General features: G+C 57.7%; 14 protein-coding genes. 6 read left to right on the top strand and 8 right to left on the bottom strand.

Going from position 1 to position 13,240, the window contains the following annotated elements; all coding sequences use genetic code 11:
• Window positions 1-13: 13 nt before the first annotated feature.
• The 5 genes from AC1DUY_RS01505 to AC1DUY_RS01525 form a co-directional block, all read right to left on the bottom strand.
• On the bottom strand, window positions 14-472 hold the full coding sequence (locus AC1DUY_RS01505) for a MaoC family dehydratase (protein ID WP_120289504.1): 459 nt from the start codon (window positions 470-472) through the stop codon (window positions 14-16).
• A 22-nt stretch (window positions 473-494) separates the two neighbouring features.
• The gene (locus AC1DUY_RS01510; RefSeq protein ID WP_120289506.1) at window positions 495-1,145 is read right to left on the bottom strand and encodes a 3-oxoacid CoA-transferase subunit B; all 651 of its coding nucleotides are present in this window, start codon (window positions 1,143-1,145) and stop codon (window positions 495-497) included.
• 3 nt (window positions 1,146-1,148) lie between these two features.
• Window positions 1,149-1,796, bottom strand: coding sequence for a CoA transferase subunit A (locus AC1DUY_RS01515; protein WP_120289508.1), 648 nt, complete (start codon window positions 1,794-1,796; stop codon window positions 1,149-1,151).
• An 84-nt stretch (window positions 1,797-1,880) separates the two neighbouring features.
• The gene (locus tag AC1DUY_RS01520) at window positions 1,881-2,495 is read right to left on the bottom strand and encodes a hypothetical protein (protein ID WP_439058461.1); all 615 of its coding nucleotides are present in this window, start codon (window positions 2,493-2,495) and stop codon (window positions 1,881-1,883) included.
• Window positions 2,492-3,418 (bottom strand): alpha/beta fold hydrolase, encoded by a 927-nt coding sequence (locus tag AC1DUY_RS01525; RefSeq protein ID WP_439058460.1) that lies wholly within the window; start codon window positions 3,416-3,418, stop codon window positions 2,492-2,494. The genes AC1DUY_RS01520 and AC1DUY_RS01525 overlap by 4 nt, the downstream gene beginning before the upstream one ends.
• A 131-nt stretch (window positions 3,419-3,549) precedes the next feature.
• Here AC1DUY_RS01525 and AC1DUY_RS01530 point away from each other — a divergent pair, with 131 nt between their 5' ends.
• The 3 genes from AC1DUY_RS01530 to AC1DUY_RS01540 are packed head-to-tail and all read left to right on the top strand — an operon-like array spanning window position 3,550 to window position 7,406.
• Window positions 3,550-6,057, top strand: coding sequence for an alpha/beta hydrolase (locus AC1DUY_RS01530; protein ID WP_439063929.1), 2,508 nt, complete (start codon window positions 3,550-3,552; stop codon window positions 6,055-6,057).
• An 8-nt stretch (window positions 6,058-6,065) separates the two neighbouring features.
• On the top strand, window positions 6,066-6,929 hold the full coding sequence (locus AC1DUY_RS01535; protein WP_439058458.1) for an alpha/beta fold hydrolase: 864 nt from the start codon (window positions 6,066-6,068) through the stop codon (window positions 6,927-6,929).
• A gap of 18 nt (window positions 6,930-6,947) precedes the next feature.
• On the top strand, window positions 6,948-7,406 hold the full coding sequence (locus AC1DUY_RS01540; RefSeq protein WP_089264203.1) for a potassium channel family protein: 459 nt from the start codon (window positions 6,948-6,950) through the stop codon (window positions 7,404-7,406).
• Here AC1DUY_RS01540 and AC1DUY_RS01545 read toward each other — a convergent pair.
• A complete protein-coding gene (locus tag AC1DUY_RS01545; RefSeq protein WP_439058457.1) occupies window positions 7,384-8,067 on the bottom strand; it encodes a helix-turn-helix domain-containing protein in 684 nt (227 codons plus the stop codon). The genes AC1DUY_RS01540 and AC1DUY_RS01545 overlap by 23 nt on opposite strands.
• A 306-nt stretch (window positions 8,068-8,373) precedes the next feature.
• Here AC1DUY_RS01545 and AC1DUY_RS01550 point away from each other — a divergent pair, with 306 nt between their 5' ends.
• The gene (locus AC1DUY_RS01550; protein ID WP_439058456.1) at window positions 8,374-8,991 is read left to right on the top strand and encodes a response regulator transcription factor; all 618 of its coding nucleotides are present in this window, start codon (window positions 8,374-8,376) and stop codon (window positions 8,989-8,991) included.
• A 22-nt stretch (window positions 8,992-9,013) separates the two neighbouring features.
• Here the strand turns inward: AC1DUY_RS01550 and AC1DUY_RS01555 are convergent, their stop codons facing one another.
• Entirely contained in the window at window positions 9,014-9,631 is a 618-nt protein-coding gene (locus AC1DUY_RS01555; RefSeq protein WP_439058455.1) for an invasion associated locus B family protein, read from the bottom strand.
• Between the two features lie 21 nt (window positions 9,632-9,652).
• A complete protein-coding gene (locus AC1DUY_RS01560) occupies window positions 9,653-10,537 on the bottom strand; it encodes an alpha/beta hydrolase family protein (protein WP_120289524.1) in 885 nt (294 codons plus the stop codon).
• A 5-nt stretch (window positions 10,538-10,542) separates the two neighbouring features.
• Between AC1DUY_RS01560 and AC1DUY_RS01565 the strand changes: the two genes are divergently transcribed.
• Window positions 10,543-11,361, top strand: a complete 819-nt coding sequence (locus tag AC1DUY_RS01565; RefSeq protein WP_439063927.1) for a YoaK family protein — start codon at window positions 10,543-10,545, stop codon at window positions 11,359-11,361.
• A gap of 68 nt (window positions 11,362-11,429) precedes the next feature.
• Window positions 11,430-13,022, top strand: coding sequence for a SulP family inorganic anion transporter (locus tag AC1DUY_RS01570; protein WP_439058454.1), 1,593 nt, complete (start codon window positions 11,430-11,432; stop codon window positions 13,020-13,022).
• Window positions 13,023-13,240: the final 218 nt, after the last annotated feature.

Consider the following 13,240-nt stretch of genomic DNA (forward strand, 5'->3'; position numbering starts at 1 on the left):
TGGCGTTCTTGCTTCAGCTGAAGTGTAGGCCGATTACCTCAGCGACGCAGGCAGGGCGCTTGCCGCCCTCGATCTCGATTGTCACGCGATAGTGGGTGCGCAAGCCGTTGGGTGGTACTTCCTCGGCTTCCGCTATGCTGACGCGGCCGCGCAATTTTGAACCGGCCGGCACAGGCGAGAGATAGCGGACGCGGTCCGCGCCATAGTTAAGGGTATTCTTCAGCCCCTTCAGACCCATCACTGAGCGGATAAACATCGGCGTCAAGCTCAGGGACAGCAGGCCGTGAGCGATAGTCTTACCACCCGGCATCTCCGTTTCCGCGCGCTCCTGGTCGACATGAATCCATTGCTCGTCGCAGGTCGCTTCCGCGAACTTGTTGATGCGGTCCTGCGTCACCTCAATCCAGTCGCTAACGCCGACCTCTGTACCGACGGCGGCCTTGAGTTCTTCAAACCCGTTGAAAATCCGCATGAATGTGATCCGATTCCACAGGTTACAGTTTCATTTCGGGAACTTTGTCTGGAACGACGAGCTCGGCCTCCGTCACCGCCAGTACCTCGGCGATGGTGACGCCGGGCGCCGTCTCCTGCAAAGTTGCGTTGCCGCCAGGAAAGGCGATGACCGCCATATCGGTAACGACGAGATCGATTGGCCGAACCGACGTGAGTGGTAGGTTGCATTTGGCAACAATCTTAGACTTTCCCTTGGCTGCATGTTGCATGGCAACGATTACACGTTTGGCACCACTAACGAGGTCCATCGCGCCGCCCATACCTGGCACCATCTTGCCGGGAATCGTCCAGTTGGCGAGCCGCCCGCCGGCATCTACCTGCAGACCACCGAGTACGGTGATGTCGACATGGCCACCGCGGATCAAACCGAACGACATCGCACTATCGAACGTGGCGGCGCCGGGCAGCGCGCTAATCGGCTTGCCGCCGGCATCGGTCAGCAGCGGATGAGCCATGCCCTGCTCGGGGATGGGACCGGTGCCAATCAATCCGTTCTCGGACTGAAAGAAAATGTTCAACCCTGGCGGCACATAGTTAGCGACCAGAGTTGGAATGCCAATGCCTAGATTGACGAGGTTGCCCGGTCGAAGCTCTTGCGCCACGCGGCGGGCGATAGTGGTTTGTGCATCCATAGATCACCCGTTCGCGACGAGGTAATCGACCAGGGGGGCGGGGGTAATAACGTGGTCGGGCGCGATGACGCCGACCGGGACGATATGCTCCGCGGTGACGATGACGGTGTCCGCCGCCATCGCCATGACCGGATTGAAGTTGCGGGCCGTGAGGGCGTAGGACAGGTTGCCGGCGTAGTCGGCAAGAAATGCGTGCACAAGCGCAAAATCGGCGCGTAGGGCGGTCTCGAGCAGATAGCTCTTCCCGCCCACATCGATCTTTTGTTTGCCTTCCTCGACCAGCGTCCCGACGCCAGTCGGCGTCAATACGCCACCCAACCCACAGCCACCGGCGCGAATGCGCTCGACGAAAGTGCCCTGCGGGATCAGATCAACGGTGATCTGTTTGCCCAGCATTTGCTGTTGAGCCTTCGGATTGAGGCCAATGTGGGTCCCGATCATGTGGGCTACCTGTGCGCCCTCGAATAGTTTCCCGACACCTTTACCGGGGGTGGCCGCATCATTGCTGATGAGAGAAATGTTCGACTTCTTCTGCCGCACTAGTTCGTCGAGCAGGCGCTCCGGCGTTCCCACACCCATGAATCCGCCGACCATGATGCTTGCGCCGGTCGGGATCATCGCAATGGCATCTTCCAGAGAAACAGCCTTCATAATGGAGCTCCGGTCAACAGTCGATCAGGAGAGCCGATGGTGAAGAAGTGTCGGTGTACGAAGCCGGTGCTCCTTTGATCTGCGTCAAGACTTGTCATTATTTCCTTCGCGAACAGAGACTCCCACGCCTTCGAGGGCTTCCGCCCAGAGCTTGCGGATCTCTGCGTGGCGCTCTTCGAGAGTAGCGCTCACGGCTTCACGGAAGGGCGTCAGATTCGGGCTCTTTAGAAGAAGGATCTGTGCCTGCAGCAGGCGGCCGCTTTCAAATTCAATACGGCGCAGCGCCGTGACGAATGGATCATGCGTGTCGGCTTCGACCGGCAAGAGGGCGGCGGGCCGAATTCCAGCATGTATGGCATGCGCGCGGGCAGCCAAATCACCCGCCAGTGCCAGGGGGGCATCGTCAATGCCTTCGATGGGCTTTGGGAGCCATGTCGTTTCCCAAGACGCTGCCAAATAGCTCAGTGCAAGATCGGGTATCCATGATGTCGCGCGCAGCAACAGGGAAACGATTTCCGCTTCTCGATAGAATTGCGCATTCAATTCGGTCTGCCAGGCGGATTCGAGCTTGAGTGGCATGGCGAACGCGAAGTGTCGCGCCAACGCGCCGTGGGCCGAGATCAAGAATGCTGCGACGCGTGTTTGCTGATGTAAGGGCACGCGGCCTTCGGGGTCGAGTGGTCCGAAGAACGCCCTCATCGTAGCGTTTCCTGTACTGGTATCGCTCGCAGATGGTCGTAGCCGGCTGGAAATGGAACGAGCTGCCCGCCGGCTTCTTCCGGAGCAATCCAGACAGCCTTGTTGCCTTGCCAGCCCCCCGCCAGCACATCCTCTGCAAAGCGTGCGAGCAGGTCGGCGGTGAGCGCAGGTTTCTCCAGCGTAAAGGCATGGTAAGCGCGTTGAACGATGACAAGCGAGCTGTCTGGAATTTGGATACGCAGGGTCTCGTGGAGTGCACGTGGCGTCAGAAAGTCGAATTCACCGTTGAGGATCATCGTTGGTACGCCGATTAGAGGGAGTTGCGGCGTCAAAGGCTGGAAGTCGAGGAAAGACTCCATCAGATTCTGCAGGGCGTAAACGTCATTGATAAGCCAGCCTTGCCGCTTGACGTTGTCGAGCGTTTCCAAAACCGGCTTCAGCCACTGGTCGCTGACGTTCATTGGCAGCAGTAGGTCCTGAAGATAGCTGGTGCCGCCAAGGACTAACCCGGTTCGCAAGGCATTGCCGAGCAGATACAGTTGAGGCGGTAGCTCGGCAAAGCAGCTCATCGGCACCAGACCGGTCAACCGTTGGCCGTGTTCGATTGCATAGCGCAGTGCAATAAGGCCGCCGAAGCTGATGCCACTCAGAAAAATGGGACCGTCGCCGAGTTCTCCAATCAGGAGATGTAATGCGGCGACGTGGTCGTCCTGACGGATGAACAGCGCGGGCTTATCGGACGCACCTTGGCCGAGCAGATCGAACGTCGCGACGCGGAAGTGACGCGCCACCAGTGCGTCGCGATAGGCCGTCCATAATTCAGCGTATTGCGTCAGTCCGTTGACCAGAACGTAGACGGGCGCGTCCGTCGGTCCGTCGAGCTCATAACGTATCCGATATGAACCGTAGCTCAGGAAGGGCATTGCGCTGACCGGTTGGCGATTTGATCGTCGCAATGATCAGCGGACGAAGACAATTTCTATTGAGCTAGATCAAGCATTTCCTGATTGAGCCCCTCAACATATGCACAAAACATCATCGGGAGGAGACCGTCATGACCGGTAGAGCTGCCATGAAACGTTGCCTCGTCAGCCTGATCCTGTTGCTGGTTGGCACTGCAATTGCGGTTGCGCAACCCTTCACACGCCGGTCGTCGCAAGTGCAACATGATGGGCTGAAAAACTACTATGAGGTGCCAAACTTCAGGTTGGGCGGTAAGTATGATCTGAACGATCCGACCAAGTGGGAGAACGGCGGAGAGGGCGGGGTCACGCTGGAGTCGCTCGGTGGCGGACAATTGCGCACCGCGTACGTCGCGATTGGGAATGCGCGCCGCAATGCGGCCGGCGAGATCACCAACGCCGTTGTCATCAATTCCTATTATTCCGGTGACTCCACTGACATGTATGAGCAATGGGTCAGGGGCGCTGCCCTGTCGGGCGGCGTGCCGATTATTGGTCCGGGTCGACCGATCGATACCGACCGGTACTATGTCATTATGGTCGATCCGCTGGGGACCTGGGGTGCTAGTAAGCCATCAGACGGTCTAGGCATCAAATTTCCGCAATACAGCTATTTTGATATGGTGCAGGCTAACTACCGCATGTTGCGTGATCACCTGAAGGTCGCGCGCGTGGCGCTTGTTGCTGGCGTCTCGATGGGCGGCACGCAGACCTACGTTTGGGGTGTCCTGCATCCAGAGTATATCGGCGCACTTATGCCGATCGGCGGAACGACCCAGTCCGACGCCGAGGACCCCGTCGGCAATTGGACTTTTCAGTTGATGACGGCCGCGATCCAATCTGATCCGGTATGGCAATCCACCAAAGGTGATTACTACAAGCTTCCCAAGGAGAAGCACCCCTTGCCGGGCATGGCCTTCGGCTGGTCGGTGCTCGGCCTGACCGGATATGATTTCGGCTTCAGGACTACTCAGAGTTTCGCATCGGTACAGCCCGAGGTCTTCTATTGGGATCCACCGAACGAGAAGGCCGGTCTCAGTGTCAACAATCGCTCCAAGATGTATGATGCGGTCGACCTTGTCTGGCGCAATCGAGTTGGTGAAACCTACAACGTCAATCCGTACCTCGGCCGAATTCAGGCGCGCACATTGGTGATGCACATCACCAATGATCTCTGGCTGAACTTCAAGCTCGCCCAGCGCGCCGTCGATCGCGTGCCGGGCGCGGACCTCATTTCCGAGGAGAGTCCGGTCGCACACTACGGCGTGTTCCCGATTATCAACAATCGCAAGAACGATCCGAAGTTCGTGGCTTTCATGGACGACGTGGCGAGCCTTGATCGGGCGCAGAAGTTCGTCGACAAGAATTATCGTGTTCCTGGTGTTGCCGAGAATGTGGATAAGACAAAATCATTCTGGAAAGATCATGTGACCTATCCTTATCCGGTCAAATACGCGACCGCGAAGGACAAGCGTGGAACGCTCTGGCAGATCGGCTACATGGACGAATATGCTGGGACCGACAAGGAACCGAAAGTTCTTGTCGTCATTCACGGGAAGGGCGCGTTTGGCGGGCACTACGGCAATATCATGCAGTATGCGCTGCGCAGCGGACTGCGCGTGATCGTTCCGGATTTACCTCATTACGGCATGTCAGGGCCCGGCAATCTAGATAAGAGCCCGGCGCGGACCATGCAGGACATGCGCGAGGTGATTTACGATCTCGTTGTCAATCAGCTCGGCGTCAAAAAGGCGCATTACCTTGGACACTCGCTTGGTGGTCAATTTGTGATGGGTTACGCGCTCACTTGGCCGGATGCAGTGCAGGGCCTTGCGCTTGAAGCGCCGTCTGGCCTTGAGGAGTATCCGCGCGACATCACGATCGCCAAGGACAAGAAAGCGCGCTTGTTCGATGAGGCCTTCGGCCGCGATTTCGACAAGTGGAAGCAGAGCTGGGAACAGACCGGAATTCTCAAAGCGGAAATGGGGCGATCTGAGCCGAACATCCGCGACTTCTTTTACTTCAAGAAACGTGACCCTGAGACCGGCGTGGTGTCGGCTGCCAAGAGCGGATACTTCTTTAGCGACAGCGAATATGCCCGCTTCCATACGGAGCAGCGTGTTGGGTTAACGAAGGGAAATCCCAAGGAGCTCGAGCAGTGGTGTAACGTCTTCATTTTCGACGTCTACACGATCGGGGCGGAGTTGCAGCAGGACGATCCGAAGAACCTTTACGATCGGCTGACGGAGATCAAGGCGCCGATCTTCCTCGCGTTCGGGGACAAGGAGCCATTTATCCCGACGCCTGCTTTTAACGGGCTAACCGACCTGGGACGTGACGTCATTACGCCGTTCATGTCGCGCATGACCAATGCCGGCAACCGGCCGATGCTTAAAATCTATCCGGAGACCGGGCACTTCATCCATACGGACAATCCAGTTGAATACTCCGCAGACGTGGTCGATTTTGTAACGAAGGGAACCCTCGACACCAGTTCACCACTCGGCACTGACCGTATGATCAGGGGAGCTGTCGCGTCAGCCGTCCCTTTAGCACCGACGCCGCCCGGAGCTGCGCCGACTGCCGGCCTGAACAAGTAGGGTGATACATGCCAAGAGTGCGGGCAGGTGAGGTCTCTCTGGGCTGGAGGGAGTGGGGACGAGGCGACGTTAGCGTCGTCTTCATTCACGGCAACCTCGCCAGCAAGGATTGGATCGAACTAGCCGCGTCGCTATTTCCTTCCGGACTGCGCGTGGTCGGAATCGACTGGCGCGGCTGCGGCGAAAGCGATCGGACGAAAGCGACGGCCGACTATAGTAACTACTCCATGCAGCAGCATGCGGAGGATATGTTAGCTGCGCTCGACGCTCTAGACGTTAAATTCTGCCATCTCGCTACGCACTCGACGGGCGGCATCATTGCCGCGCGTATGTTATTGATGCAGCCGGAGCGCTTTGGGAGCGTATTCTCCCTCGATCCAGTTTCACCGCTCGGTATGGCCTTCAACGCCGATCAGATCGGCGTTTTTCGGGCGATGATGGCAAGCAAGCAAGTCACGCGGACGGTAATGGCCAGCGCGGCGTCCTCACTATTCTTGCCAGAGAGCTTTGCGCCAAATGCGATCCCACGTTTTCGCGAAGGGCTCGGGGAAATTCCGGCGCTGTTTGAACGCATCATCGAACAGACCTTCGGTGTTTCTGAAGGGATCTGGATCGGCACGCCGGTCAATCTTACCCGCGAGCGAGAAAGTGGAGAACTCAAACGCCGCATGCCGGATATCCGGCATCCCCATCTGGTGTTGTGGGGGGAACAGGATGGCTGGATTCCGCCAGCCGATCTCCGGGCGATGGCTGCGGTAATGCCAGATTGCCGGCTCGTGGTTGTGCCCGGTATCGGGCATTCGATGAATCTTGAACTACCCGCGCTCTACGCAGGCTATTTCGGCGCATGGTTCGGAGGGCGTTCGAAATAGCAGGGATCTGGGCAGGCAATGGCAATTCAGCTCCTCGTCGGCACGATCGTTACCGTGATCACCATCATGGTTCATGCGCTGGTCACCGTTGGTGCGGTGGGCATCGCCCGCTCAGCAGGGCTACGGCACACCACGCGACCGAGACTTCACCTGATGGCCGTGATGGTTGGGGTCGCTGCCGTGCTGATGATTGCACATACGCTGGAAATGCTCGCTTGGGCGCTGGCCTATGCAATAGTCGGCGCTGCCCCAGACGACAGCGACCTTCTTTATTTCGCATTCGTAAATTACACCACCCTCGGCTACGGCGATATAACGCCGGTGCAAGCTTGGCGGCTGATCGGGCCGATGACCGCCATGAATGGCATTCTGATGTTTGGTTGGTCGACTGCGGTCCTCTTCGAAGTGTTGCGTAAGACGCTGGATCATCTTGCCGCGATCGGTGCGCGCGGCTTCAGCCCTGTAGATCCAGACTAGCGAGTCTGCTTCGGTCCAAGAGTACAATCTGACGCTGAGTGTTGCCGATGAAACCGAGAGTCCTCAGTTCGTGCAATCGCGACAGTACGCGGGAAACAGTTTCCAGCGTTAGGCCCAGGTAGTCGGCGATATCGCGGCGTGACATCGGCAGGGCCATAGTGCCCGCGGCAGACAACCGCTTGTCCATCTCAAGCAGGAAGGCCGCGACCCGCTCCAGCGAGGTCTTGCGGCCAAGCAGAAGCATGTGATCCTCCGCGTGTTGCAGATTGCTTGTGGTCATACTGAGCAAGTTGCGCGCGACCATGGTGTCGCTTTCAGCCACGATCTCTAAACTTTGTCGCTTAATGAGGCGAACAGTGGTGTCTACAATCGCTTCCGCAGTGAACCGATGCTCGCCACCGTTCTCAAGGCCGAAGATGTCTCCGGCGAGGTGAAATGCGCCGATCTGACGGCGGCCGTCGGAGAGCAGTTTGTAGCTTCGCACGGCACCGGATTTCACCTGATATACGTACTCTGCAGGCTCTTTCTCCCCGTAGATCTCGGTGCTCTTTTTGTAAGTAAACTCATTCAAGCTGACGATGGGATTCGAGTCGCTGGCCATGCCGAACTCACGGAGGGAATTGGGGCGAGGCGTCGGATTCGTAGTCGTGCGAGCAAACATGGGTCAACTCCCCTCACCAAATGATCGCCAGAGCAACGTTGCATTGCAGGGAAGTGTTGAGCTTTTCGCTTCCTCTAGAGCTGATCTAAGACTAGGGTGCAACCTTAGGCTATTGGTCCAAAGGTCATTGTCCCAAAGTACAATGCGCGAGGCCTTACGTCGCCAAGGGCATTACGCTTGGAATGAATCATTTGAGCGGATGGACGGCGCACTCGCATGATCGATAGGAGAGAATGCGAAGGTCGGTCGGGCAGGAAATGTCAGAGCTGTGATTGTCATTAGAGAAACTTGATCTCAGAGGGCAAAATGCCTGGTTTGATCCATGTAGTGGATGACGACGCGTCGTTTAGAGCTGCGATCGAACGTCGGCTCAGGGTGGCCGGGTATGAGGTTGCGGTATATGCTTCGTCACAGCAGTTTCTGGATCGATTGCCAGACGTTAATCCGCGCGCATGTATCGTGCTGGATGTTCAGATGCCGGCACTTAACGGCCCGCAATTGCAGAGCCGCTTGATCGAGCTAGGCTCGAGTATGCCGATCATCTTCCTTACGGGACATGTCGATACCGCGGTAACGGTGCGAACGATCAAGGCCGGCGCGGAAGACTTCCTGACCAAGCCCGTGACATCACAGCAGTTGATTGATGCGATTGAGCGTGCGCTAGCGCGCCAGGAGTCTACGGGAGGTCAGCAAGAGAAAACCGCCTTATGTCGCCTGCTGGTTTCATCTCTTACGCCACGTGAGCGACAGGTGTTCGATCTAGTGGTACGTGGAAAGATCAACAAGCAAATCGCCATAAGTCTGGGAACGACGGAGCGCACGATAAAAGCGCACCGCCATCAGGTAATGGAGAAAATGCGTGTCCTTTCACTCGCAGAACTCGTTTCTATCGCAGAGCGGCTGGGGATGCGCGACCGAGTTTGAATCGCAGCGGCCGCAGCTCTCACTATTCATCGATATCCTGATTGAACATCTGCGTGGGCGGGCCTTCATGAGCGGTGGCGAAGCGACCAAGGGCTAGCGAGGTCGTCAGTCGTAACAGACTGGAATCCACAAACTGCAGATGCAGAATATGCCCCTGTGCCATACGTTTTACCAAGCTTGGTTCGGCGATAGTTCCTGCGATGCAGGCATTGGTCAGACACCAAGTGTACGGAACTCTGTAAGTCACGCCTTGATCGATCGTGAGTTCAACCGGCTTTTGCAGGTACATACCTACGGGGGAGAATATTTGTATCCGCTTGGCGGCATCGCCTTCGCGTTCGATGATGTCCAGCCGAACCGCCATTTGACCGGTCGGGAAAGTACCGGTGATCGATGTGCGACAAAGTGGTTTTGCCCCGCCAGGCTTGAAGCAGACTTTGCTCCAGTCCCCGAAGGTGATGTCCTTCACTGGGCGCTGACCGCGGGCGCGAACTTCCCCGTCAGGAGCGGTGGCCGCCGGGTCTTGTTGGGATACTGCGGGTTTGTTGAACGTGAGGCTCGCCAGCGCCGCAAGTAGGAGCGCTCGGAAGGGGTTCAACGGATGCTTGCGTTGTGGTTTATTGGGATCGGAATATGTCACAGCTGACCTCCGGCATTGGTCTCATTTCTGGTCATCCAAAAACTTCGCTACAATTGGCGACCAAATCGGGATAGCTTCCGGCGATCCGATGAGAAAGTGCCCCTCATCACCAAAAGGCGGTATCAAGCGGTACTCTGCTTTACCGCCGGCGGCCGTGAAGGCCTCGTGCATACGTTTCGACAGTGCTGGTCCGAAGAACGTATCGTTTTCGATGTAGATCCACAGCATTGGCATGCGTGATGTGCGGCCGAAATCTGCCGTCGCTTCGATGAGCCTGTCCGGCGCGCAGTTGTTGTTTGGCTTGCCGTCGACGCGGCCACCGCGGCCGGCGGCGAAAGTAATGATCGCTTTAACCTGTGGTGGATTTACGCTCGATAGCGCAATGGATGCCCAACCTCCGGCGGATTGTCCAACGACGATGACATCGTTCGGCACGATGCGGTTTTCTGCGATCAAATAGTCAATAATCCAGAGGTTAACTTTTGCGACTGCAAGCCCGGCGTCGTGGAAGTTTGGATTTTCGCATTTTCCGATCTTGGAGAAGAAAGGGCCGTAGATGGCACGCTCGGGAATGTCGATGGCGGATGCCCCATATCCGGTGCCGACCGGCGCCACCACCAGATAACCGCGCCTCGCAAACCATTTGGCCGCATCGCGGAATTCAACCAGGGGAAAGAAGCCGCGGTCAGTCGGATTGAGCGAGACGCCGTGGTTCATGATAACCAGCGGGAAGGGGCCGTTGCCTATCGGGCGCACCAGATAGGCAAACATCGGCAACGGCAGCGGCAGCACCCAGAGCTCTTCCTGGATGCGCGCAGCGTCGGGCTTGTCGGCCGCTTGCATCGGCGCGGCAGGGGCCATGGATATAAGAAGCGCCGCCGTGACGAACGCGTGAATGGCATGCATGGTGGGTGCCTTTCCGGATCGCCTCATGTCGCGATCCGACAGCCAAAATTCTGAAGGCGGTTGATTCAGATCAATCCTCATTGCCGGAGCCAGCGCCTGTTGGCCCGATGAGCTCGAATATTTCTGCGATACGTGTGGTTAATGTGCCGACGCGCCGCGAAGAAACCCTGATGGTCGCGTTGCTGCTGGGCTTCGCAGGCGGCTATCTCGATGCCTATACGTGGATTACGCATGGCGTTCTGGCGAATGCGCAGACCGCCAACTTGGTATTCTTATGGGTAAAAGCGACGGCCGGGAAGTGGACGGAGGCATTTCACTTCGTGCCATCGCTCTTCGCTTTCGTCGTCGGCGTGGTGCTCGCCTCATGGCTGCGGCGTGCAGTCGGTGATCGAGTCGGCCCGATCAGCATTCTCGTAGAAGCTGGCGTTCTGATCCTTGTCGGTGTGCTGCACAATCGCGTGCCTGACGTTGCGGGCACGCTGGGCGTCTCGATGGCGGCCGCAATGCAGACTTCGAATTTCACCAAGGTTGAGGGTTCAAACTACAGCTCTGTGATGATCACAGGAAACTTTCGCCAGGCGATTGAGGGAGCGGTCGCACTGGTTGCTGGAGATATCCAGGTCGGTCTGTTGCGTAAGTCCTGTATATTCATGGGGGTTTGCGCCGCATTTGGCACAGGCGCCGCTGTCGGTGCTTTCATTACAGAGCGGGCGCCAGCACTCACTCTAACCGTTCCTGTCGGTGCGTTGCTGCTGGTTCTTCTATGCTGCGGCGGATTCCGCGGCGTGATGCGGGATCGCGTTGATCGAAGGGAGCAGGCATGAGGTCGCACGGGATCTTTCCGCCGACGCGCTGGCTTGCCGAATATCGCGCTGACTGGCTTCGCTGTGACATGATCGCTGGCGTCACGCTGGCCGCCTATGCGATCCCGGTGTCGTTGGCCTATGCTGCGCTCGCCGGCATGCCGCCCCAGATCGGGATCTATGGCTACATGCTGGGCGGCATTGGCTATGCCTTGTTGGGCTCTTCGCGGCAACTTGCTGTCGGCCCGACTTCGGCGATTTCGCTGATGATCGCCGCTTCGGTCGGGGGTCTAGCGGCAGGCGATGCGCTTCGCTATGCGCAGATTGCGAGCGTAGCAGCCCTTGGCGTTGCGGCTCTCTGCCTGATTGCCTGGATCTTTCGACTAAGCATGCTGGTACGCTTGATCAGCGACACCATTCTGGTTGGCTTCAAGGCTGGCGCGGGTCTCACCATTATCATGACGCAGCTGCCGAGCCTATTTGGCGTTGCTGGTGGCGGGCGAAATTTCTTCGATCGCCTTGTCGTGCTTGTTGGGCAGCTCGGTGGTGTTCACTGGATCGTGCTTGCGATCGGACTTGTTGCGATCATGCTGCTCCAGGGCGAGCGTCTATTGCCCGGCAGGCCGGTAGGACTTGCAGTCGTCATCCTATCGATCGTTATCGCGACAGCGCTCGGCTTGCCGGCGCTTGGCATTCCCGTCACCGGCGAAATTCCGAAGGGCTTGCCGAGCATTGCCATGCCGACCTTCGGGCTTCTTGAGTTCGATGAACTATTTCCTCTCGCTGCCGGCATCATGTTGCTCGCCTATGTCGAAGGCGTCGCAGGTGCGCGAAGTTTTGCGGCGAGGCACGACTATCCCATCGACGTGCGGCAGGAGTTTCTGGGGTTGGGCGCCGCCAATCTGGCGGTAGCGCTCGGCCATGGTTACCCTGTTGCGGGAGGCTTGTCACAATCCGCCGTTAATGATCAGGCCGGCGCGAAAACGCCGCTCGCTCTGATCATTTGTTCAGCCACCTTGGCGATCTGTCTACTTTTCCTCACGGGGATATTGACCAATCTGCCTAAGGCAGTACTTGCTGCGATCGTTTGCACGGCTGTCTACAAACTAGTTGACATCGCCGCGCTCATGCGGATGTGGCGTATCAGTCGGATCGACTTCTATGCTGCGGCGATCGCCCTAGTCTCCGTTCTGATGCTGGGCATCCTTCAGGGCATCCTGCTGGCTACGCTAGCGTCCATATTTCTGTTACTGGCGCGTGCCTCGCAGCCAAACGTCGCGATTCTCGGGCGCTTACCAGGAACAGGCCGATATGCCGATAGTGCGCGATACCCTGACGTAGAGTCCCTTGCCGGTGTTCTCGCTTTCCGCCCAGAGGCCTCGTTACTTTACATCAATACGGAAACGGCGATGGAGAATGTGATGGCAAAGGTTCGCGCATCACCGGACACCAAGGTTGTGGTCTGCGGGCTCTCTTCCTCACCCTTTATCGATCTTGCGGGCGTGAAAATGCTTCACGACCTCCATGGCGAACTTGTCTCGCGCGGCATCGCTTTTCAGATCGTCGGCGCCCGCGGGCAAGTCCGAGATGTTTTGCAGGCTGATGGCCTCGCGGAGAAGACCGACAGCGCCAACTGGACCCGAAGGATGGATAGTGTACTCGACGATCTGAGGAAAGGTTGACCGTGTTGCCGTGCCAAGCGGAGCGTCGTTCACAACATCACGTTGCATTGACTTGGATCAACAGGCGCCACTGGGAACGGCTTCAGCATTGGCTACACGCCATCAGCATCCTGGATTTGTTACATGTCCAAAGACGGCAACGCCGCAACAACCGATCTGCTGACATTGGCCGCGGGAACGATTATCGGCTTCCTCGGCGCGAGATCCAGAGTTCGGTA

The organism is Tardiphaga sp. P4_G1 (genome assembly GCF_056401215.1).

What these genes read in the sequence shown, in the direction of transcription:
- AC1DUY_RS01515 (WP_120289508.1), bottom strand. Translation starts at nt 1,796, where the DNA reads ATGAAGGCTGTTTCTCTGGAAGATGCCATTGCGATGATCCCGACCGGC.
- AC1DUY_RS01540 (WP_089264203.1), top strand. Translation starts at nt 6,948, where the DNA reads ATGGCAATTCAGCTCCTCGTCGGCACGATCGTTACCGTGATCACCATC.
- AC1DUY_RS01560 (WP_120289524.1), bottom strand. Translation starts at nt 10,537, where the DNA reads ATGCATGCCATTCACGCGTTCGTCACGGCGGCGCTTCTTATATCCATG.
- AC1DUY_RS01525 (WP_439058460.1), bottom strand. Translation starts at nt 3,418, where the DNA reads ATGCCCTTCCTGAGCTACGGTTCATATCGGATACGTTATGAGCTCGAC.
- AC1DUY_RS01505 (WP_120289504.1), bottom strand. Translation starts at nt 472, where the DNA reads ATGCGGATTTTCAACGGGTTTGAAGAACTCAAGGCCGCCGTCGGTACA.
- AC1DUY_RS01545 (WP_439058457.1), bottom strand. Translation starts at nt 8,067, where the DNA reads ATGTTTGCTCGCACGACTACGAATCCGACGCCTCGCCCCAATTCCCTC.
- AC1DUY_RS01570 (WP_439058454.1), top strand. Translation starts at nt 11,430, where the DNA reads ATGATCGCTGGCGTCACGCTGGCCGCCTATGCGATCCCGGTGTCGTTG.
- AC1DUY_RS01530 (WP_439063929.1), top strand. Translation starts at nt 3,550, where the DNA reads ATGACCGGTAGAGCTGCCATGAAACGTTGCCTCGTCAGCCTGATCCTG.
- AC1DUY_RS01510 (WP_120289506.1), bottom strand. Translation starts at nt 1,145, where the DNA reads ATGGATGCACAAACCACTATCGCCCGCCGCGTGGCGCAAGAGCTTCGA.
- AC1DUY_RS01520 (WP_439058461.1), bottom strand. Translation starts at nt 2,495, where the DNA reads ATGAGGGCGTTCTTCGGACCACTCGACCCCGAAGGCCGCGTGCCCTTA.
- AC1DUY_RS01550 (WP_439058456.1), top strand. Translation starts at nt 8,374, where the DNA reads ATGCCTGGTTTGATCCATGTAGTGGATGACGACGCGTCGTTTAGAGCT.
- AC1DUY_RS01535 (WP_439058458.1), top strand. Translation starts at nt 6,066, where the DNA reads ATGCCAAGAGTGCGGGCAGGTGAGGTCTCTCTGGGCTGGAGGGAGTGG.